22 protein-coding genes are annotated in these 19,768 nt (G+C 60.0%); 10 read left to right on the forward strand and 12 right to left on the reverse strand.

Translation table 11 applies throughout. From position 1 onward, the window contains the following. Nucleotide 1 precedes the first annotated feature (1 nt). Nucleotides 2–1,177: a hypothetical protein gene (locus tag ACLB1Z_RS02305; protein ID WP_409561860.1), complete on the reverse strand. Its 1,176-nt coding sequence runs from the start codon at nucleotides 1,175–1,177 to the stop codon at nucleotides 2–4. Nucleotides 1,178–1,498: 321 nt separating this feature from the next. Here ACLB1Z_RS02305 and ACLB1Z_RS02310 point away from each other — a divergent pair, with 321 nt between their 5' ends. Then, nucleotides 1,499–2,203: a CAP domain-containing protein gene (locus ACLB1Z_RS02310; RefSeq protein ID WP_409561861.1), complete on the forward strand. Its 705-nt coding sequence runs from the start codon at nucleotides 1,499–1,501 to the stop codon at nucleotides 2,201–2,203. A 62-nt stretch (nucleotides 2,204–2,265) separates the two neighbouring features. Here the strand turns inward: ACLB1Z_RS02310 and ACLB1Z_RS02315 are convergent, their stop codons facing one another. Beyond that, a complete protein-coding gene (locus ACLB1Z_RS02315) occupies nucleotides 2,266–2,502 on the reverse strand; it encodes a hypothetical protein (RefSeq protein ID WP_409561862.1) in 237 nt (78 codons plus the stop codon). 166 nt (nucleotides 2,503–2,668) lie between these two features. On the opposite strand from ACLB1Z_RS02315, the gene ACLB1Z_RS02320 reads away from it, so the two are divergent. Then, on the forward strand, nucleotides 2,669–3,016 hold the full coding sequence (locus tag ACLB1Z_RS02320; protein WP_409561863.1) for a hypothetical protein: 348 nt from the start codon (nucleotides 2,669–2,671) through the stop codon (nucleotides 3,014–3,016). Nucleotides 3,017–3,037: 21 nt separating this feature from the next. On the opposite strand, the gene ACLB1Z_RS02325 is transcribed toward ACLB1Z_RS02320, so the two are convergent. Further along, on the reverse strand, nucleotides 3,038–4,126 hold the full coding sequence (locus ACLB1Z_RS02325) for a D-alanyl-D-alanine carboxypeptidase family protein (RefSeq protein WP_409561864.1): 1,089 nt from the start codon (nucleotides 4,124–4,126) through the stop codon (nucleotides 3,038–3,040). A gap of 359 nt (nucleotides 4,127–4,485) precedes the next feature. Here ACLB1Z_RS02325 and ACLB1Z_RS02330 point away from each other — a divergent pair, with 359 nt between their 5' ends. Continuing rightward, entirely contained in the window at nucleotides 4,486–6,483 is a 1,998-nt protein-coding gene (locus ACLB1Z_RS02330) for a DHA2 family efflux MFS transporter permease subunit (RefSeq protein ID WP_409561865.1), read from the forward strand. Here the strand turns inward: ACLB1Z_RS02330 and ACLB1Z_RS02335 are convergent. From ACLB1Z_RS02335 to ACLB1Z_RS02350, 4 genes are all read right to left on the reverse strand, one after another. Further along, a complete protein-coding gene (locus ACLB1Z_RS02335) occupies nucleotides 6,467–7,342 on the reverse strand; it encodes an aldo/keto reductase (protein WP_409561866.1) in 876 nt (291 codons plus the stop codon). The genes ACLB1Z_RS02330 and ACLB1Z_RS02335 overlap by 17 nt on opposite strands. Nucleotides 7,343–7,508: 166 nt before the next feature. Next, on the reverse strand, nucleotides 7,509–7,817 hold the full coding sequence (locus tag ACLB1Z_RS02340) for a hypothetical protein (RefSeq protein ID WP_013945723.1): 309 nt from the start codon (nucleotides 7,815–7,817) through the stop codon (nucleotides 7,509–7,511). Nucleotides 7,818–7,930: 113 nt separating this feature from the next. Next, nucleotides 7,931–8,296, reverse strand: a complete 366-nt coding sequence (locus tag ACLB1Z_RS02345) for a lysozyme inhibitor LprI family protein (RefSeq protein WP_409561867.1) — start codon at nucleotides 8,294–8,296, stop codon at nucleotides 7,931–7,933. A gap of 21 nt (nucleotides 8,297–8,317) precedes the next feature. Beyond that, nucleotides 8,318–9,295, reverse strand: a complete 978-nt coding sequence (locus tag ACLB1Z_RS02350) for a hypothetical protein (protein WP_409561868.1) — start codon at nucleotides 9,293–9,295, stop codon at nucleotides 8,318–8,320. Nucleotides 9,296–9,734: 439 nt separating this feature from the next. On the opposite strand from ACLB1Z_RS02350, the gene fabF reads away from it, so the two are divergent. Further along, a complete protein-coding gene (gene fabF / locus ACLB1Z_RS02355; RefSeq protein WP_409561869.1) occupies nucleotides 9,735–11,018 on the forward strand; it encodes a beta-ketoacyl-ACP synthase II in 1,284 nt (427 codons plus the stop codon). 14 nt (nucleotides 11,019–11,032) lie between these two features. Here the strand turns inward: fabF and ACLB1Z_RS02360 are convergent, their stop codons facing one another. Beyond that, complete coding sequence (locus tag ACLB1Z_RS02360) at nucleotides 11,033–11,875, reverse strand: lytic transglycosylase domain-containing protein (protein WP_409561870.1); 843 nt, start codon at nucleotides 11,873–11,875, stop codon at nucleotides 11,033–11,035. Nucleotides 11,876–12,093: 218 nt separating this feature from the next. Here ACLB1Z_RS02360 and ACLB1Z_RS02365 point away from each other — a divergent pair, with 218 nt between their 5' ends. Then, nucleotides 12,094–12,267 (forward strand): hypothetical protein, encoded by a 174-nt coding sequence (locus tag ACLB1Z_RS02365; RefSeq protein WP_409561871.1) that lies wholly within the window; start codon nucleotides 12,094–12,096, stop codon nucleotides 12,265–12,267. 97 nt (nucleotides 12,268–12,364) lie between these two features. Here ACLB1Z_RS02365 and ACLB1Z_RS02370 read toward each other — a convergent pair whose 3' ends face one another. The 3 genes from ACLB1Z_RS02370 to ACLB1Z_RS02380 all read right to left on the reverse strand — a co-directional run bounded on the left by ACLB1Z_RS02370 (nucleotide 12,365) and on the right by ACLB1Z_RS02380 (nucleotide 13,541). Next, the gene (locus tag ACLB1Z_RS02370) at nucleotides 12,365–12,667 is read right to left on the reverse strand and encodes a hypothetical protein (protein WP_409561872.1); all 303 of its coding nucleotides are present in this window, start codon (nucleotides 12,665–12,667) and stop codon (nucleotides 12,365–12,367) included. A gap of 303 nt (nucleotides 12,668–12,970) precedes the next feature. Further along, complete coding sequence (locus tag ACLB1Z_RS02375) at nucleotides 12,971–13,201, reverse strand: hypothetical protein (protein WP_409561873.1); 231 nt, start codon at nucleotides 13,199–13,201, stop codon at nucleotides 12,971–12,973. 151 nt (nucleotides 13,202–13,352) lie between these two features. After that, on the reverse strand, nucleotides 13,353–13,541 hold the full coding sequence (locus tag ACLB1Z_RS02380) for a hypothetical protein (RefSeq protein WP_409561874.1): 189 nt from the start codon (nucleotides 13,539–13,541) through the stop codon (nucleotides 13,353–13,355). A gap of 255 nt (nucleotides 13,542–13,796) precedes the next feature. On the opposite strand from ACLB1Z_RS02380, the gene ACLB1Z_RS02385 reads away from it, so the two are divergent. Both ACLB1Z_RS02385 and ACLB1Z_RS02390 read left to right on the forward strand, forming a co-directional pair. After that, nucleotides 13,797–14,567 carry a phosphatase PAP2 family protein gene (locus ACLB1Z_RS02385; RefSeq protein WP_409561875.1) on the forward strand — a complete coding sequence of 257 codons (771 nt, stop codon included), beginning with the start codon at nucleotides 13,797–13,799 and terminating at the stop codon, nucleotides 14,565–14,567. Nucleotides 14,568–14,786: 219 nt separating this feature from the next. Continuing rightward, the gene (locus tag ACLB1Z_RS02390; RefSeq protein ID WP_409561876.1) at nucleotides 14,787–17,102 is read left to right on the forward strand and encodes a TonB-dependent receptor domain-containing protein; all 2,316 of its coding nucleotides are present in this window, start codon (nucleotides 14,787–14,789) and stop codon (nucleotides 17,100–17,102) included. 58 nt (nucleotides 17,103–17,160) lie between these two features. Here ACLB1Z_RS02390 and ACLB1Z_RS02395 read toward each other — a convergent pair whose 3' ends face one another. Next, nucleotides 17,161–17,646, reverse strand: a complete 486-nt coding sequence (locus ACLB1Z_RS02395) for a hypothetical protein (protein ID WP_409561877.1) — start codon at nucleotides 17,644–17,646, stop codon at nucleotides 17,161–17,163. A gap of 230 nt (nucleotides 17,647–17,876) precedes the next feature. On the opposite strand from ACLB1Z_RS02395, the gene ACLB1Z_RS02400 reads away from it, so the two are divergent. The 3 genes from ACLB1Z_RS02400 to ACLB1Z_RS02410 all read left to right on the forward strand — a co-directional run bounded on the left by ACLB1Z_RS02400 (nucleotide 17,877) and on the right by ACLB1Z_RS02410 (nucleotide 19,766). Next, nucleotides 17,877–18,542: a Crp/Fnr family transcriptional regulator gene (locus ACLB1Z_RS02400; RefSeq protein ID WP_409561878.1), complete on the forward strand. Its 666-nt coding sequence runs from the start codon at nucleotides 17,877–17,879 to the stop codon at nucleotides 18,540–18,542. An 82-nt stretch (nucleotides 18,543–18,624) separates the two neighbouring features. Further along, complete coding sequence (locus ACLB1Z_RS02405) at nucleotides 18,625–18,837, forward strand: DUF2892 domain-containing protein (protein ID WP_409561879.1); 213 nt, start codon at nucleotides 18,625–18,627, stop codon at nucleotides 18,835–18,837. 35 nt (nucleotides 18,838–18,872) lie between these two features. Then, nucleotides 18,873–19,766, forward strand: coding sequence for an MBL fold metallo-hydrolase (locus ACLB1Z_RS02410; RefSeq protein ID WP_409561880.1), 894 nt, complete (start codon nucleotides 18,873–18,875; stop codon nucleotides 19,764–19,766). Nucleotides 19,767–19,768: the final 2 nt, after the last annotated feature.

Raw genomic sequence — 19,768 nt, forward strand, 5'->3', positions numbered from 1 at the left:
TTCAATCTTGAACGCGCACAAAGTGCCAGACGGTGTTCTTGTAGAGGATCTTGGAATCCTCGAGCGATTTGAGATCGCGACCGTCTTTGAGATCAGCGGTCGCTAGTTCAAGCCGGCCAGAGCGATGGGCTTCCGCGAGCATTCCTTTGAACGCAATCTCGGATAAACCCCAGTCGGGTCGTGCGTTGCGAATCGCCTTCCATACCAAAGAGATAAACGCCTTCCGGTTGCCTGGCCAGCCCTCCGCGACAGGACGTGCCGCATCAACAACAGCCTGACAAAATTCCTGCATGTCGGGTGGCGAGACAACTCGCGGTGCAGGCGGCGGCCGGGTTTCGTCGAGCGGCAAACGATCGTTGGCGGGGAGCGGAGGTGGCGTGCGCACGGGAGGACGTTTCGGCGGTTCGGCACGCTGTTGCGGCGGACGCGACGTCTCGGCGCGGGCATTTTCCTCCTTCGGCGCGAGAAGGGTGCGAAGCAGTGCAAGTTCGAGCGCCGCAAGGCTGCCTTCGCGGGCGCTGACAATTTCACATGCAAGCTGGATGACGAGCTTGCCGTCGGTCGAGATTTCGCGTGGCGAGCGGAAAAGCTGACCGGCGAGCAGGCGTCCGGCTTTGGCGGGCAGGCCCGCGCTCTTGCCGAAGCCGGTCTTGATCTTGTTTCCGAAGGCGCGTTCGAGCGCGATGATAGCCAGCTCGGAGCGGAGATCGGCGGGCGAGAGAACGCGCGCTGTCGTCTTGCCGAAGTGCCGTTGCACGATGAGCGCGGCGAGGCCCTCAGGCCGGGCCAAGCCCTTACGGATCGATGGCGTGTCGCTGGCTGCGAGCGCAGCGAGGATGAGCGACGTCTTGGCGTCGCTCCAGGTCGCAGGGAAGATGCGGGATGCGGCGAAGCTCGCCTCTGCAACCTGGCGTCCCTTGTCGGTGGCGGTCAGCCGGCCGCCCTTCGCCTCTGAGACGAGCTGAGCGCCGGCGAGCGTGCTGAGCGCCAGTTCGGCGGAGCGGCGGAATTCCAGGCCGGAAATCTTCGATGCCAGCAATGGCGCAACGTCTCGTTGCAGATCGGCGCGCGTTGCACTGCCGACCGCGATGCGCAGTAGCAAGAGATCTCGGACCGTGAGGAGCGGCGATGGCTCGTCGTCGGTCTTCAGCTCGGAATGTTCGATGGCTGCAGTCATCGAAAGGTCTCTCCTGGCGCGAATCAAATGCGCTGTCGCGACAACTTTGATGATTGGTCCAGCACTTCCAAGAGCCGGTCGACAAAGACCCACAGTGAGGGAAGGTCGGCGCAAATACTCACAAGCGCTTGCTGCGCCAGCCTTTCGCCGTGCGGCGGTCAAAATCGCGACACCTTGTTGGCGCGATCATTGAGGCGGGGCGGGACAGAGTTTCGTTGAGGGTTCCGGTGTCATGATTGGCTCTCAGGCGTCGCGGCGGCGCGCCAAATGCTGCGAGTCGCATTTCGTTAGCGTTAACGCCCGGTTAACGGATTTCCGGCAATGCTGACGTCAGCCGCACGTTTCGTGCCGGGAGTTGCCAGAATGTATCGCGTTGCGCTCACCGCCGGGCTTGTAACCGCACTCGCCGGTTGTAGCCTCGGCTCGTCTTCTATCTCGTCAGGATTTACGGAACCCGAAACGACGTCTTCGGTGTCGCCGTCGTCGTATCTGTCGGCGCCCAAGAGCGTTGGACTTGGCGGCGAGCCTTCGACGTCGCGCGGCACGCAGGTCGCGATGCTGGATAAGGCGCCGGCTGGAACCTACGAACGGGCGGAGCCGGGCGTTCTTTCCAATCGCGACTATTCGCACACCGCGCTCAGCGCCGAGATGGCGCGCGACGTCATCAATGCCTATCGCAAGAAGTACGGGCTGAAGCCGTTAAAACTCAATGCGGAACTCACCGAGGCGGCGAAGGCGCATTCGCGCGATCTCGCGAAGTGGGATCGCATTTCGCATTACGGGTCTGACGGCTCCAATCCGTGGGACCGCGTGAAGCGCACGGGCTATAAAGCGCGCTTGACGGCGGAGAACGTCGGCACGGGCCAGATCAACTTCAACGAAGTGATGAAGGGTTGGGAAGAAAGCCCCGGCCACAACAAGAACCTGCTGACGCCGGATGCGACCAGCATGGGTATTGCGCTGGTGCAGGATCCGCATACCGAGTTCAAGTCGTTCTGGACCCTCGTTATCGCCGCGCCGATGTAGGAGTTTTATTTTGGCGTCGGCGATACGCGTCTGCGCGCCGGCCGCCGACGCAGAAAATTGAGTTACATCTCGTCGAGACGTTCGCGTTCGCGCGTGCGGACAAGCTCGGCGACGCCGGTCCAGGCCCATGCGCGTCCCACATCGCCTTTCTGGCCGTGATACAGCGCGAAGAATTCGGCTATCCCCGCCGCATACAATCCGTGTTTGCCTTCGAGGACCTCGGCCATTGCGCCTAGGTCCTGGGGCGGCGGCGTGAAATCCATTTCTTTGTTCAAGGTCGCCCGGGCAGGCCAAGTCATCGCAAATTCCTATTCAAGTCGTAGTTGGAAAACTGACGACTCGGGAAAAGCAAGTTTGGAGCCATGTTGCGTGCGGATGCTTTCCGTACGTCCTAAAGGTAGGTTAAACTGAACAGCTTTTGATTGATTTCGGGCGCGTAGGCCGAAAAGCTAGGGCGAAAGTCGTATGAATAACGTTTCCGAGGCGTCGGCGCTGGTCGCAATTGCGATCGCTGTTTTCGTTACCGCTTCGCCCGTAATGGCCCGCGAGTGTCCTGTTTTGCGCGGGTGTGCCGGAATGGAACTCGCGCAAGACGCTGCGCCAGACGATGGCGCACCGGACGCCAATTCGGCGCAGCCACCGTCGCAAGCTTCGCCTGACGACGGTTCTTCGGGAGACGATAGCGCCCAGTCGCCGGATGACGATGGAGGGAATGGCGACGACGGCGACAATTCCGATCAGGCATCGCCGCCGGATTCGGCTCAGCCTCCCGGATGCCCCTTTGACGACAGGCCGCTGGAGCTACTGGTCTAGACTCCGCGAGTGCTATTGCGGTTAATCGGCCGTCGCAGCAGCACTCGGCGCATCGCCGCTCGCTGCGGGAGCGCCCGGCGTTGGATCAACCGGCCCCTTCAACGCCGCAGGTTCAGCATTCGCAGCGGCAGCGGCCTTTTCGGTGGCTTTCTTCTTGGCGGCTGCAAGCTTGCGCTTCGACTTGTGCTTGTGTCCGGCGGTATGGCTGCGTTGGGGGTGACAGCCCCATGCCGCGACCGAATCGCGGACGGATTGCACCGTCTTATAGTTCGGGTCCATCGGGTAGTTGTCGATGGTCGAGGTATTGAAGAGCTGCTTCCAGTCGTAGTTCTGGAAACCGTATTCGAGCATGGCCGCGGCGCGGATGGCGCGTTCGTTGCCGGAGGACTCGCCAAGAAGGACGGCCATCAGCCGGTGATCGTCGCGGGTCGCGGCGGCAACGACGTTGTAGCCGGAATCGCAGGTGAAGCCGGTTTTCAGCCCGTCGGCGCCGGGGAATGTTTTGAGCAACGCGTTATGGCTGCCGAGGCGGCGCTTGCCGATGTGCATGGCAGGCATGGCCCAGTAGCTGGCGTACTGAGGGTACTCGCTGGTCACGGCGCGCGCGATCTTGGCGATATCCCGGGCGCTGGTTAGCTGTCCGGGATCAGGCAAGCCATTGGTGTTGACGTAGCTCGTGTGCGTCATGCCGAGGCGTTTCGCCGTCGCGTTCATGCGGTCGATGAATTTCGCTTCGCTGCCCGAGATTGCTTCCGCCAGCATCACCGTTACGTCATTGGCAGACTTGATGATCACCGCCTGCAATGCCTGCTTGACGGTTAAGGTTTGGCCGACTTGCAGGCCGACTTTGCTCGGTGGTTGAAGCGTTGCGGGCAATGAGCAGGGAATTTTGTCGTCGAGATGAATCTCGCCGTTCTTGACCGCTTCGAACGCGACGTAGGCCGTCATCAGTTTTGTGAGAGACGCGGGATGCCAGATGTCGTCGATATCTTCGGCGTACAGAATCTTTCCCGTCGAAGGCTCGAACAGCAGAGCGGGGCCGGCTGCGGCGGGTGAAGCCGCCAGCCACATCAGCACTGCTGCTACGATGGCCGTCGTCAGTGAGCGCATACGGTCCTCAATATTTCTTAGGCTGGGCTAACATATTCGCACGAACGGGCCAACCGACGGCCCGGACGGCGCGAAGCTTATGACAAGTTGTGTTGCTTATGCGGCGCTACTTTAGGGAAAGCTTGCTCTGTGATCGAGATTCAGCAATTCACGGCCCCCAAGTTTAATATGCCCTTTTGTGGGATACCAGCACGGCATCGGCGCGTTCCCCACCTCGTGGGACATACCCTGGCTTTTTTCGTTGGCTGTGAGGCGTGATGACACGCTTGGTCTCATTTTGAATTTGTCGGGCTAAATCTGCGAGATCGCGGTGCATCGCAATGGCATGCGCTGAAAAATGCGGGGGTGATGTTCGGCACATGGCAATTTCCAATTCCGGACAACAGTCTGTGCCCGACACCGGCGCGCGCGAGCGGATCGCGATTTTTTCGGCTCTGGCGCTGGTGTTATTGCTCGCATCTCTCGATCAGACCATCGTTTCGACGGCACTGCCGACGATCGTGCGCGAGATCGGCGGGCTGTCGCATCTTTCGTGGATCGTCACGGCCTATCTGCTTGCGACGACGATCGTCGTGCCGCTCTATGGCAAGCTTGGCGACCTGTTCGGACGGCGGATCGTGCTGCAGGTCGCGATCCTGATCTTCCTCGTCGGTTCGGCGTCGTGCGGTGTGGCGCAGAACCTGCCCGAGCTGATCGCATTCCGCATTGTGCAGGGCCTCGGCGGCGGCGGATTGATCGTGACGGCGATGGCGGTCATCGGCGACGTCGTGCCGCCGCGCGAGCGCGGGCGCTATCAAGGATTTTTCGGCGGTGTGTTCGGGTTGTCGACTGTGCTCGGTCCACTGATTGGCGGGTTCATCGTCGGCAATGCGTCGTGGCGCTGGATCTTTCTGATCAACTTGCCATTCGGCATCCTTGCACTCGCCGTGATCAATAGGACTTTCCGGCCGCATCGGAAGCCGTCGAAGATCCAGATCGATTATCCTGGCGCCATGCTGCTCGCCTTGACGTTGACGTCGATCGTTATCGTCACGAGCCTCGGGGCGACGCTGGCATCGGAAGCGCCGGTCAGTCTCGTTGCCTTTTCGCTTCTCGGTCTCGTGTCGCTGGCGTCATTCATTTACATTGAGACGCGCGTTGCGGACCCATTGCTACCGCTGACCCTGTTCGCCAATCGCGCTTTCGTTGTCGCCGCGGCGATCGGGTTTATTGTCGGACTGGCGCTGTTTGGTTCGATCACGCTGCTGCCGCTTTACCTGCAGATCGTCAAAGGGCTCGATCCGACGAGCGCGGGCCTGCATCTGACGCCGATGATGCTTGGCGTATTCGTCAGTTCGATCACGAGCGGGCAGATCATCAGCCGGATCGGCCGCTACAAGATGTTTCCGATCATGGGGACGGGCGTGATGACGGTGGCGCTGGTGCTGCTATCGTCCATTACGGTCGATACCTCGGCGTCGACAGCGTCGGTCTATATGGTGCTGCTCGGCCTAGGGCTCGGCATGGTCATGCAGATCTTGGTGATGGCGGTGCAGAATGCTGTCGCCTACGAGCAGCTTGGTGTCGCGACGTCAGGGACGACGCTGTTCCGATCGATTGGCGGCTCCGTCGGAGCCGCGCTCTTTGGTGCGATTTTCGGTTTTGCGTTGAACAGGGAAATTGCAGCTCAGGCGCCGCAGCTTGCCGATACGATGAGCGACCCGACTGCAATCGGTGCGCTCTCCGCCGAATTGAAGGCGACGTACAACGAATTGTTCGTTGCAGCGCTGCATCCGGTTTTCCGGACGGCCGCCGCGACGGCGTTCGTTGCGTTTCTGCTGTCGTTTCTGATCAAGGAAGTGCCGCTCAGGGCGACGCTGGCAGTCGAGCCGCAGAACGATCCGCTGCAGATGCCGCGCGATGCGACGTCGCTTGAGGAACTGGCACGGATCGTGGAACGCATTACGGCGAAGGAAAACCGCTGGCGCTACTATGAGCAGGCAGCGAAGCGGTTCGATGTCGCGCTGCAGCCGGATGAATTCTGGCTTTTGGCGCGGCTTGGCGAAATCGGCGGCCGGGCAGACAAGGACGAGCTTCGCCAGCGGCTGGGGCCTAAGGAAACGCGGCAGCCGCGGGTATTTCACCGTCTCGAAGAGGCCGGCATGGCCCGCGAGGCACCGGGCGGCTTTGTCGAGTTAACTGAGACGGGGCAACAACTTTACGCGCGGCTGCTGCGACAGCGGCAGGACAATCTAGAAAAGATGCTCGCGGATTGGGACGTCAATCAGCATCCGGAAGTGCGCGCCTTGATGAAAGAGCTGGCAACGTCATTCGCCAGCTCTCCGCCAGTGAAACCGGGCGTTATGACTTCGGCTTAGAGAGCACGCTGAGTTCGGCGAATTCCGCGTCACTCAGTTTGATGTTGGCGCCTATCATGTTTTCCTCAAGGTGCTTGACCTTCGAGGTGCCGGGGATCGGAAGCATGACAGGGCTGCGCTTCAGCAGCCACGCGAGTGCGATCTGGCTTGGTCCGGCGTCGTGATTTTTCGCGATTGCTTCGAGGCGCGAGCCTGGCTTGGCGAGATCACCGGCCGCAAGCGGAAACCACGGGATGAAGCCGATGCTATGCTTTTCGCAAAAGTCCAGCACGTCTTCGCTGGCGCGGTCGGCGAGGTTATAGCGGTTCTGCACCGTCGCAACTTTGAAGAATTTCTGCGCCGCTTCGATCTCTTTCACGCCGACCTCACTCAAGCCGACATGCCAGATCAGACCTTCAGCCTGCATGGCCTTGATCGCATCGAACTGTTCGTTCTGCGGCACCTTCGGGTCGATACGGTGCAACTGCCAGAGATCAAGGCGTTCGACTCCCAGTCGGCGCAAGCTGAGAACGACCTGTTGGCGAAGGTATTCGGGGCGGCCTAGCGGGATCCAGATGTTAGGACCGGTGCGGGCAAGGCCGGCCTTCGTTGCGATCTTGATGCCCTTGTAGGGATGGAGCGCTTCACGGATCAGGCGCTCGCTGACTTCGGGGCCGTAGCTGTCGGCGGTGTCGATGAAATCGATATCGAGTTCAGGAAGCTTGCGAAGCGTGCGCAGGCATTCGTCCTTGTCGGAGGGTTCACCCCAAATGCCGTTGCCGGTGATGCGCATTGCGCCGAAGCCTAGGCGATTGACCGGCATGTCGCCGCCGATCTTGAAGACTCCGGAGTGGTTTTTGACGATTGTGCTCGATGACATTGCTGCCTGCCTTTCGTTTCTAAGTGAGCGGTTCAGGTCGGAGGGTTGCGCCTGTTTCGGGGCGCATGAGAATTGGTTGGCAAGGGCATTCGACACAACGCATGAACAAAGCGTCGCGATAACCGGTCGAATTCTATCGAGCCAATGATCGCGGCGCTTGTTTACCTCAACGTGAGTCCCTCGGTGTCGGCAGCACCTCCGAGCACGCGGTCTGAACGCGGATGTCGTTGCCGATGAAGCGGCAAACTTCTTCCTTGCGCGATGGATTGTTTCGAATGGCGCTGGCCGAGGCTTTGAAACCGTATTCGCGGGCCACCTGAGCAAGGTAGCCGTCGCGGCAATAGGGTGTCGAGATCGGTTGGCCGTTCACGATCTGATAGTCTTCCCGACATTCGATAGCGCTAGCGCTTGTCGCGGCTGCGATCATGAATGAGCCTGTGAGGAAGACGAACTGTGCGGCATTGGACTTCAACATGGAAGTTTCTCCAATCGGCGCACGTGCATGCGGGCACGCAGCGGGTTTCCAGGGCGGAACGCTGGGCCGCCGGTCACGTTCCGCCCAACATATGGGGAGCCGTTAGGGAAGGCTCAATACGGTCCGCGGGAAGCAATATTCGCAATTACGTTATTGAGTGCGCCGATGCGCCGCTGGTAGGCGGCGTCGAGGCAACCAACGTCTTTGCCGCAAGCGTCTCGCGACGCGAGCCAGTTGCGCTGGGCATCCTGGATGTCGCCACGCTGGCCCATGGCGACGAGCGATGTCGCGACCGAAAACAGCGTCGCCATGCGGGCTTCGCTTTGGCCGAGCGGATATGAGCTGCAGATCGTTTTTTCTGCGGGGGAGCTGGCTTTGTGACAGTTGAGAGGGGCGTAATCACCAGCCCAAGCCGCGCCTGAGGCACTTGCAAGCGCTATCGCCGTCACCATCGGAAGTATGGCGCGTCTCGGCATCATTCTTTGCTCCGTTGGGAATTGCTAGAACATCGACGAGAGCGACTGCTGCAAGGAATTGAAGCCCTTGCTGATCGTCGTTTCGACGTCCTCATATTTGGCAGGACGGCGCCGCGCTGTCTTGGTTTTTTTCGTCTTTACCGATGTTGCCTTGCGAGGCTCGGGCTGCGGCGTCATCTCGGACGGTTGTGGATCGACGGATTGCGCGGCCGGAAGCGGGCTGTCGCCTTCGAAATGGAGTGTGGAAGCCGGAGCGGACGTATCATCGGTCGGCGATACATCGTTGCTGGCGGTCACTTCCGGCGCGGAGGCGCGAGGCGTGCTGGATGATGCTGGCTTATTTTCCGATGCAGCCATGGCCGTTGGCGTCAGCATTCCAGCCGGCGCCAAGGCGCGGCCGAGCAGAGAGGGTGCGGGCGTGGTGTGACGATCTTCCGCGGCGCCATTAGCTGCACGCATCTTTGAACCTTGCAGCACGGCGTTGGCCTCAGCAGCAGATGCCTGCAACGCCGAACCCAGAGCACCAGTTTCGATTGTGCGTTCGGGACGGCAGATCGCAGCCGCGTTGGAGTCGATCAAAGCGGCGAGCGCTGCGTCCGGTGCGCCGACCGGCAGTTCGGCGTTCACGGTTTTGAGGAAGCCGCGCATAGCGTCTTTCGACGCATCGCTCCAGACGCCACTGATCGGGCCGTCATAGCATTCGGCACGGGCCAGGGCTTTCTGGAGTTTGCGAATGAGGGCGGCGCGATCGACCGCGGGGGCGGGAAGGCCGACCGGGCGCGGCACCGACATCGCGGCTTCGCGGATAAGGTTCGGCGATTGTGACAGCTGGGCGCGGACGAGAGGGCGGTCGGCGACGGCATCAGCGTCGGCCGGGGCCGAGACGCTATCAGGCGCGGTTGCGAGATAGAGGGCAAAGCCCACCCCAACCGTCATGGCGAGGAGGAAAAAGCCGCCGAGAGCCGTAAACAGGCTGGCCAGTATGGTCCGAACGCTACCCACTCTTACGATACTCTGCTTACAAAACAGACGCTGACATATCGACGTGTCCGGCCCGACTATGACGATGAGGGTCATCAGCGGGCGCGGTAGATAGTAAAAGCCGCAATCGAGCTGGACGCGCGCAATTGCGGTGACCGGATTGGATTTTTTCTAGGGCTTGGGACGGCGGCCGCATAGTGCCGGAGCGCACTTTGTTGCGCAAAATGCTGGCGTTCAGCACGCCTACTGGGATAGCGCTGCAAGCTTGCAACAGGGGGCTTGACGGCAGGGCGGAGTTGGAGGGCCTAATCGTGTCCGAATTTGACGTTCTTCTGTGGCCGATGCATATCGTCCGCTTGTCATTTTAAATTGCATATATCATGTATCTGAGCGTTGCCGCGGGCGGCCCCGAACACGGAAGGGCCGCCCAGCAAAATTTGGATCGGAAGGGGAACGCAGTTTGGCAGATCGGAAGACAAGTCCGCGGATCGTCGTGACCGGTTTGGGCGTCGTCTCGCCTCTTGGAGCGACCGTCGAGACGACGTGGCAGCGTCTCATCGCCGGCCAATCCGGAATCCGGCGGCTCGACGATGCCATCGTTCCCGATGTCGACTGCAAGGTTGCGGGCGTCGTTCCTGACATCAGCGAAGATCCCAACGGTTTCGACGTCGCGAAGGCCGTGCCGGTGAAAGACCGGAGAAAGATGGATCGCTTCATTCAATTCGCCGTTGAAGCCTCGCGCCAAGCGTTGGCGCAGGCAGGGTGGGCACCGGACAATGAAACATCGCGCGAGCGGACGGCGACGGTAATCGGCTCAGGCATCGGCGGGTTTCTCACCATCACCGATGCGGTTCATACGGTCGATCAACGGGGCGCAAAAAAGCTCTCGCCGTTCACGGTCCCGGCGTTTCTCGTCAACCTCGCGGCTGGCAACGTTTCGATCATGTTCGGTTTGAAGGGGCCGCTCGGTGCGCCTGTCACGGCATGCGCTGCGGGCGTACAGGCGATCGGCGACGGCATGCGCATGATCCGCAGCGGCGAAGCCGATATCGCGCTGTGCGGTGGCGCGGAAGCATGCATCAATCGTGTGGCGCTGGGCGCGTTTGCAGCGGCGCGGGCGTTATCGACCGGCTTCAACGATACGCCGGAGAAAGCCTCGCGGCCGTTCGATGCGGCGCGCGACGGTTTCGTCATGGGCGAAGGCGCAGGCATGCTCGTGATCGAGACAGAGGAGCATGCGCTGGCGCGCGGGGCCAAGCCGCTTGCCGAACTGGTGGGTTATGGGACAAGCGCCGATGCCTACCATTTGACGTCCGGGCCGCCGGATGGAAACGGCGCACTGCGCGCCATGCGGGCGGCGCTGGCGATGGCGGGTATCGCGCCAGGCGACATCGGGTATCTCAATGCGCATGCGACGTCGACTCAGGTGGGAGACGGCGGGGAGCTCGCAGCTATGCGTGCGCTTTTCGGAAATGGTCCCGGCGCTGCGATTTCATCGACGAAGTCGGCGACGGGGCACTTACTCGGGGCAGCGGGCGGACTTGAAGCGGTCTTCTCGGTTCTGGCCCTACGTGACGGCGTCTTGCCGCCGACGCTCAACCTCACCGATCCCGATCCGGAAGCGCAAGGCCTTGATCTGATTGGACCGGAAGCGCGCAAGAGCGACGTTGAATACGTGCTCTCGAACGGCTTCGGGTTCGGCGGGGTCAACGCTTCGGTGATCTTCCGCCGCTGGGCGACGTGACGTTATCCGGCGTCTCAACGGCCGGCGATCTGGTCGGCCATGGCCGCGATCGTGCGGTCGTAGACGTCGGCTTTGTTCCACTCGGCGATGACGCCATAGTTCGGCGATCCGGGCTGCCAGCCTGCGCCGCGCTGCCAGCCGTGCCCGGCAAGGAAGTTGGCGGTCGAGGCCAGAACGTCCGGTACGCTGTGGATCAGATCCTTGCGGCCGTCGCCGTCGAAATCGACGGCGTAGCGGATGTAGGGCGTCGGCAGGAATTGCGTCTGGCCGATTTCGCCCGCCCACCCGCCGCGCAATTGCGATGGTGTCAGGTCGCCTTCTTCAACGATCCGCAGGGCGTCGAGCAACTGGCCGGTGAAGAATTCTGTGCGGCGGCAATCATAGGCAAGCGTTGCGAGCGAACGGATGATCGAATAGCGGGCGCCAAGGTTGGCGCCGTAGTTCGTTTCCAGTCCCCAGATCGCAACGATAACGGGCGCTGGCACGCCGAACCGTTTTTCGATGCGATCGAAGAGGGCGCGATGGCGCTGCATCAGCGCGCGGCCGTGCCGGATCATCGCGTTGCTGACGCGGCGGGCGTAGAATTGTTTGAAGCTCAGCTTGAATGAGTGCTGTGAGCGGTCCAGGTGGATTACGGTCGGATCGTACGTCACGCCCGATAACGCCGACACCACTGTGCTGGATTTGATGCCTTGCGCGGCGGCTTGCTGGCGGAATTTTTGTAGCCACGCGTTGAAACCGCTGGGGCCGTTGCCGCACTGGGCGAGCGCCTGTCCTGCGGTTCCAGACAGCACGAGGCAGGCGAGGGCCGCGGCCCGGAGTTTGGACAGCGGCGATGCGACGGGGGCGGATGACATGCGGTTCTTCCGGAATTGTCGAGTGCAAATAAGATCTTATTGAGAATGTCGGCCGTCGGCCATCTCCCTTACTGTCATAGATTGCGCGCATCGCCAAATGCTTATCTCGGCGCACTGACGTTGGGCGGACAATGCCGACGGGTTGTTCCGCAAGGAACAGCCGGGGGCGGGACATCATGCGAACCATCGCGCTTTATCGCGATTGCGGATGACGTGTGATGACGGCAGATTTTTTTTCGCTCGTAGACCTTGGCGCCCTAATGCTTGGACTGGTCGTCGTCGGCGCGATCATCTTCGCCGTTTCAACCAGTTCTGACGACCCTTCGGGTTTATCCGGATTTTTGCGCAATAAGCCCATCAAAACGGATGCGGCGCGGCGGAAGCGCAAATAACGCCATTGGCGAAGTGGACACTACTTGGACTAACGCATCGAAATGATCGCGAAGGGGCGCCCGCTTGCCGCCGCCTTCGCCTTGCTTCGTCGAAATCTCAGAGTTTGCAGAGTGTCGCCTGTGCATGGCAGGTCCACCCAAAGCCGCCCTGCGAGCAATGGTATTTGCGCGGGCTGAACGTGTAACCCGGTGTTCCCGCGCCCGTCATCCAAACTGCCCAAACGCCCCAGTCTGTGGCTTGAAGAAGAGCTTCGTCAGCCTGGAACTTGGCTGTGTCTTCGGTGAGCGCCTCGCCCATCGAATATTTTTTAAAGCATGAGTGCGAATGAGCGCTGGCCGGAGCGGCGGAGAACGTCGCAGCGGCGAGAGCGGCAAATGTCAAAACAGTGATCTTGCGCATCGGCTTCACTCCTCAATGTGAATAGCAAGCGGAGAGGGTGCCACAGCGCAAGAAACGGTGTTCATGACAAATAATGAACGTTGGTCGATTTCGGTGGAATCGCGGCTCATTTGCATCACATGCGGTCATTTGGATTTTGCGCGCCGGATATTTAGCTGCGCGGCGCGCGAAGCGCTCTCGATCCAGGCGCTCATGCCGGGCTCGATGCCTTCGGCTGGTTTGATTGGGTCGATCCGTACCAGGAAGCTGTTGCTGTTCGGGTCGTGATCGTTGACGGCCCGAGCCGCGCGCCACACGGCGAATTCACCGAGAGGTAGAAGCTTCCGCGAGCACGTCACCCTTGTGGATCTGCTGGCCGGGCTTCACGAGGATCGAGTCCAGCCGGGCAATGCCTTCGGGAGCGATCCTGATTTCGGTTTCGCGCACGATGCCGATGGGCATTGCGATCTCGGCCGGTGGCTCGCGGTGGAGATAATAGATGCCGCCCGCTGCGCACAGCGTGACCAATCCGAGCAGGAGAATGCGGGTTTTCATCATCGTTGCCCGTTCGTAAGCCGAGCCGAGCGGCGGCCCGGAAGCCAACCGGACAGGGCCGTCAGTGCCGCGTAAACGGCGACGAGAATCCAGAGCTGTAGCCAGTCATGGGACAGTTCATGCGGCGTCGCACCCATCTGGTTGACGCGTACTAGACGTCGATGGCCGACGTGCTCGGGAAGATGAAGCTGAAGGATTTGAGCGCCGCGGGGATCACCTCGCGCGGCCACGCGACGCCGACATGAAGAATAGCGGCAGCCTCGCCCTGCACGAGGACCGGTTGCGGCTGAGCCAAATACCGGAACGAGAGACCGACGATCGCTGCGATATTGATGCTCACGATAATCGCGGGGCGCGTGCGACCGAGGGAGGCGGGGCCGAGCTCGGCTTGCTATCGGACGCCGCGGGCTTGCTCGGGGCGGGCGATGGATCGGCGTCCGTCATCCAACGGCTATTGCGAAACGGGGATTGGGACACTTTATCTCGCTTCGCACTCGTGAAGGATGGGTGTCATAGGTCTTTAATGCTCGCGGCCCATTGGGGGGTATTCCAATGCGCGACCATGCGTAGCTTACAATTAAAGAGGCTCGGCACGATGTTTCGGAAAACCACGATTTTTTGCGCGGTGCTTGTCGCATGCATCTCGATGCCGATTGCGCTCTCGGCAGAGGAGGCATCCTGCCCCAAGCCGACGACAGATCCGCTCGTCAAATTATTGTCGCCGCCACCCTGTGATAGCTGCGCACAGACGAAAGTGGAACTCGAAGAACTGCAGACATTGCAGCAAAATCGAACAGAGGCGCAGGCAGACCATGCACACGCCGATTATAAAATTTCGCTCGCGCGTTTTATCGAGGGCGCTGATATCAAGTTCGATGGTGCGGCACTTGAGGCTTGCCATCCGATCTTTGATCGGCTGATGGAGCGGACGAAATCCGCGGCTGAGCATGCCAAGAATTCATTCTGCCGGACGCGGCCGTTCAATCTTCCAAACAACGATCTGAAGCCGTTGGAGTCCAGCAACAAGTATAGCCCATCCTATCCGTCGGGGCACACGACGGCCGGTACGGCGCTCGGCGCAGTCCTCGCATATATGGTGCCGGAAAAGCGTGCCGTCTTTCTGGCGCGGGCTGCGGATTACGGTCACAGCCGGATGATTGCGGGCGTGCATTATCGCAGCGACATCGAAGCTGGAAAGCTGCTCGGCATGGCCGTGGCGGAAGAAGAGTTTTCCGACGATGCGCAGTTCCGGACCATGTTGCCCGAAGCGACGAAATGCGTTCGCGACGCGCTGGGCCTTGCATCCGAGGTGCCCGCCGCTGCTCCGGCGCAAGCGTCTGTCGAAACGCCCGCTGCGAAACCGTAAATCACGCGCGCTTATCGTCTCGCTGATTTTGTATCGTCTCTATGCCGCCTGCTGTCTCAGCGGGCGGCATTTTTTTGCTTGAAGCCTCACGTCTCCGCTTGTGGCTTCACAACAACATGCAATCGCAGATTCGGAGGGCGCGACGGCACGCGCGCTTGCATGTTTGGCCTCGCGCTTTTCTATATCGGATATTATAACATACAATACGAAAGATCCGGTATGGCTATTTCGAGAGTGCGCGGGCTTATGCTCGCTCTGTGTTCGGGTGTGAGCGTCATCCATGCTTCGAGCGCATCGGCGCAGACGACGGGGGGAACGGCGTCACCTGCGCCGGGCACGACGGACAATGCGACGGAAGCGCAGCTTCCTGCCGTCGTCGTGGCTGAGCCGAACGCCAAGGCGGCGACTAAAAAAGTCAAAACGGCTCGGCGCGCCAAAACACCGCCATCGCATGCAAACGCGCGACCATCGGCGCCGAGCCAAGAGCCGTCCGTTGGCGGAGCGCAAAGCGCCGAGAATCCGCTCGTGTTTCAGAACAATGCCTTCAACGCGGCGCGCAACGAGATCTTCACGCAGATCGGAACGAACCAGTATTCGTTCGGTGAGGATGCGCTTCGCGCGTTGCCGCAAGGTACGGAAACGCCCGTGAGCAAGGCGCTTCTGCAGGCGCCGGGTGTCAGTCAGGACTCGGCGGCGAGCGGGCAGCTCCATGTGCGCAACGACCACGCCAATGTGCAATATCGGATCAACGGCATTCTGCTTCCCGATGGCGTTTCGGGCTTCAGCGATGTGCTGGAAACAAGCTTCATCAGCAATCTGTCGCTGGTGACCGGTGCTTTGCCGGCACAGTACGGATTGCATACCACGGGGCTGGTCGACATCACGACGCGGTCGGGCGCGCAGGAGCCGGGCGGCACGATCGGCTTTTATGGCGGCAGTCGCGGCACCTTTACGCCCAGTCTCGAATATGGCGGCAGCACCGGAGCGGTCGATTACTTTTTCACCGGCCGCTATCTGATGAACGATGAAGGGATTGAAAACCCGACGTCGAGCCGGGACGCCATTCACGATCATACCGATCAAGAGAAGGGGTTCGGCTATGTCTCCGCGGTGCTCGATGACTCGACGCGGTTGAGCTGGATATCCGGCGTGTCGGTGCAAAATTTTCAGATTCCGAATACGCCCGGGCTGCCGACGGATACGCCATTTGCAGGTAATGGCGGTCTTCCGAATTATTTCAACTCGGCGCTGCTCAACGAAAACCAGTTCGAGCAGAACTACTATGATGTGATCGCGCTGCAGAAGAAGATCGAGAACGGCGATTATCAAATCGCGTACTTCTCACGTTACAGCGATCTGCATTTCAAGCCGGACGATACGGGTGACTTGTTCTTCAACGGCATCGCGTCGGATGTCCAGCGGCGCAGTTTCCTCAATGGCGTGCAAGCTGACGGCTCGTATCGGCTGAATGCGTACAACACATTGCGGGCCGGGTTCACCGTCAGCGCCGAGCAGACGAAAGCGATCAGCAATTCGTCTGTGATCACCGACGATGGCTCTGTCGAGAATGGGCTGCTCGACGAGACTTCGAAACTTGGCTGGTTGATCGGCGTCTATGCACAAGACGAAATTCGTTTGACCGACAAGTTGACGCTCAATGCCGGTCTGCGTTTCGACCAGATGTACGAATACGTGGATGCCAATCAGTGGAGCCCGCGGGTCAGTTTGGAATACCGTCCGTTCCAAGGAACAACACTGCATGCGGGATATGCCCGGTATTTCACACCGCCCCCGCAAGTGGCGTCCGGGCCGACAAACATTGCGCTCTTCGATGGGACTGTCGCGGCAAGCAGTTGTCCGGCAGGCGGCTGCGGGCTCGTGCAGCCTGAGCGGTCGCACTACTTCGACGCCGGCATTACGCAGACGATTTTTCCCGGGCTCGAAGTCGGCGTCGATGCCTACTACAAGCTAGCGCATGATCTTCTCGATGACGGGCAGTTCGGCGCTGCTCTTGTGCTCGATGCCTTCAACTATGAAAAGGCCGTCAATAAGGGCATCGAAATTACGACCAAATACAATTGGGGTAATTTCAGCGCTTATGGCAATGTCGCAATCGGCCAGCAGAAGGGCAAGAATATCATCTCCAACCAGTTCCTGATCGATCCGGATGATCTGGCGTTCATTGCCGACCATTACATCTTCACCGACCATTCGCAGACGATTACGGCGTCGGCCGGGTTTTCATACCTGTGGGATGGGACGCGGCTCAGCATCGACATGATTTACGGCAGTGGGCTGCGTACCGATACTGACGACGTTCCGAACGGTGCGAGCGTTCCGGCCTACACGCAAGTCAACCTCGGGATCTCGCATGAGTTTGCGAATTTGTTCGGACGCCCGACGACGGTGCGTTTCGATGTCGTCAACTTGTTCGATGAGGTTTACACGATCCGCGATGGCGAAGGCATCGGCGTGTTCGCGCCGCAGTACGGTCCGCGGCGCGGATATTTCGTCGGCGTTTCGCAGAAGTTCTAGAACGAAAAAAGCTCGCCCCGGCGGGGCGAGCTTCTCATGCCGGCATGTTGATCCGCGGTTACGGATTGGTTGGCGGAGTTGTCGTGCTGTTGCTGTTGTTTGACGGAGCGGGCGTATTCGCTGCCGGACCGTTCTTGCTACCTTCGTCACCCTTTACGCCGGTTGCATCCTGTGAAGGGAGGGTCGACTTGTCGATGTTGGTGTTGTCGCCGCCGACGCCTGTGTTACCCGATGAGGCACCCGTCGAAGAGCTGCTGTTTCCAGGCTGCGCTGCCGGGCCGTTCTTGCTGCCGGCTGCGCCTTCAACGCCCGGACCTGAGCTTTGCGGCGACATCGTCGCGTTGGAATTCTCTGCGGTCGATGAGGTAGCGGGCTGCGTTGCGGTCGTATCGGCGACTTTCTGGCTTTGGTTATAGAAGTACCAACCGCCAAAGACGATCGCAGCAAGGAAGACGATGCCGACGATCAATGATCCCGTCGAATTACCAACGTCGTCTTGACCTAAATTGCGTTCACGTCCGGATTGCGGATCTTCGTATGTCATGTTTTTTCCTCCGAATACCTGTCGAAAGAACGACTGGGCGGCCTATCTGGTTCCTGTTTGCGCTGCGGAATTGAGTACTGTTACGCCTGTAGACGTTTCGGTGTGAGCGGGCGGTTATTCTTGCTGGCTTTTTTCGAAATTTTGTTGGTTATCGTGCGTCATGCTCAACGCCGGTCAATCGCGACATATGCCGATGATCAGCGTTTATTGCGCAGCGCGAAGAGTTCGTTATGGCAGATCATCAGTGGACATCAAAATTTCCGGGTCTCAAGTCCCTTGAACCGGAGATCACGAATTTACTTCTTCGCACCAGCATGGTCGTGGATTTGCCGGCCGGGACGCGGATCTTCGGGCCGGGACAATCGCCGGAAAATTATCTGCTGCTGCTCGAAGGGACGGTTCGCGTGCAGCAAGTCTCTGAGAACGGTCGCGAGATCGTGCTCTATCGGGTCGCCGCCGGGCAAAGCTGTGCGCTGACCACGGCCTGCCTGATGGGATATGAGGACTATCAGGCTGAAGGCGTGGCTGAGACAGCGGTGACGGCCGTCGCCATTCCGAGAGCGACGTTTGACGAAGCCATTGCGCGCTCTGCCGCTTTCCGGAAGTTCGTATTCACGGCTTTCAGCGTCAACGTCACGACGCTCTTCAAGCTCATCGAGGAGGTGGCGTTCTCACGGATCGACGAACGGCTGGCGCAACGCTTGCTGCAACTTGCGGACGCGGCTGGACATATCGAAATCACGCATCAGCAACTCGCGGCCGAGCTTGGGTCGGCGCGCGAGGTGATCGGGCGGCAATTGAACGAATTTCAGCGCCGCGGATGGGTCACCACATCCAGAGGTAGCATTGACTTGACCAATCCGGGGGGCCTGCGTCAGCTCGCCACTATGCATTAGTATTTTGCTATGTGACTTGATCACATACGAAGTTTTTTTTTAACATTAGACCAGTCTCTGGAATTTCATTTCGGAGGCTACTATGAGCCCAAATGTCGGGATGTTCGATCGGATGCTCAGGATTGTCGTCGGTCTGATCCTTTTGAGCCTTGTGTTCGTCGGACCGAAAACGCTTTGGGGCCTTGTGGGGCTGGTGCCGTTTTTGACCGGTCTCGCACGGTTCTGTCCGGCCTATCAGCTTGCCGGCGTCAGCACCTGCGGATGCTGCGCCAAGGCTGCCGGCAAGAACAAATAACAAAGCGCCGCGAGGGGCGTTCGAGGAGCACAGCGATGGATCAAATCCCCCACCCCGTCGATCTCTCAGTCAAGCCGGAGGTCACCGCCTTTTTCGACGAGGCGACCAACACAGTAAGCTATGTCGTCAAAGATCCGAAGTCGGACGCCTGCGCGATCTTCGACAGTGTCATGGATATCGACTACGCGGCGGGCCGCATCAGCTATCAGTCGGCCGATAAGATCATTCGCTTCGTTCAGGATCATAACCTGAAGGTCGAATGGCTGATCGAGACGCATGCACATGCCGATCACCTGTCGGCGGCGCCGTACATTCAAGGCAAGCTTGGCGGTAAGCTCGGGATCGGCGCGAACATCAAGATCGTGCAGGAAGTATTTGGTAAAATCTTCAACGACGGCACCGAGTTCCGGCGTGATGGCAGCCAGTTCGATCGCCTTTTCGAAGACGGCGATACCTATACGATCGGCGGAATGGTGGCGTTCGCGATGCTGACGCCGGGACATACGCCTGCATGCATGACGCATGTCGTGGGTGACGCCGCGTTCGTTGGCGACACGCTTTTCATGCCAGACGGTGGCACGGCGCGGGCTGATTTTCCGGGTGGTGACGCACGGGTGCTTTACCACTCGATCAAACGCGTTCTGGCTCTGCCGCCGGAAGAGCGCCTGTTTATGTGTCATGACTACGGCCCCAATGGCCGCGACATCAAATGGGAAACGACGGTCGCGGAAGAGCGTGCGCACAATATTCATGTCCACGACGGTGTCAGCGAGGACGAATTCGTCCAGATGAGGACGGCGCGCGATGAAACTCTGGCGCTGCCCAAGCTGATCATTCCGTCCATTCAGGTCAACATTCGCGGCGGCAACCTTCCCGATGCCGACGCCAACGGCAAACGACAGCTCAAGGTGCCGATCAACGAACTCTAATC

The sequence above is a fragment of the Hyphomicrobium sp. MC8b genome (assembly GCF_905067615.1).
GTDB lineage: Bacteria > Pseudomonadota > Alphaproteobacteria > Rhizobiales > Hyphomicrobiaceae > Hyphomicrobium_B.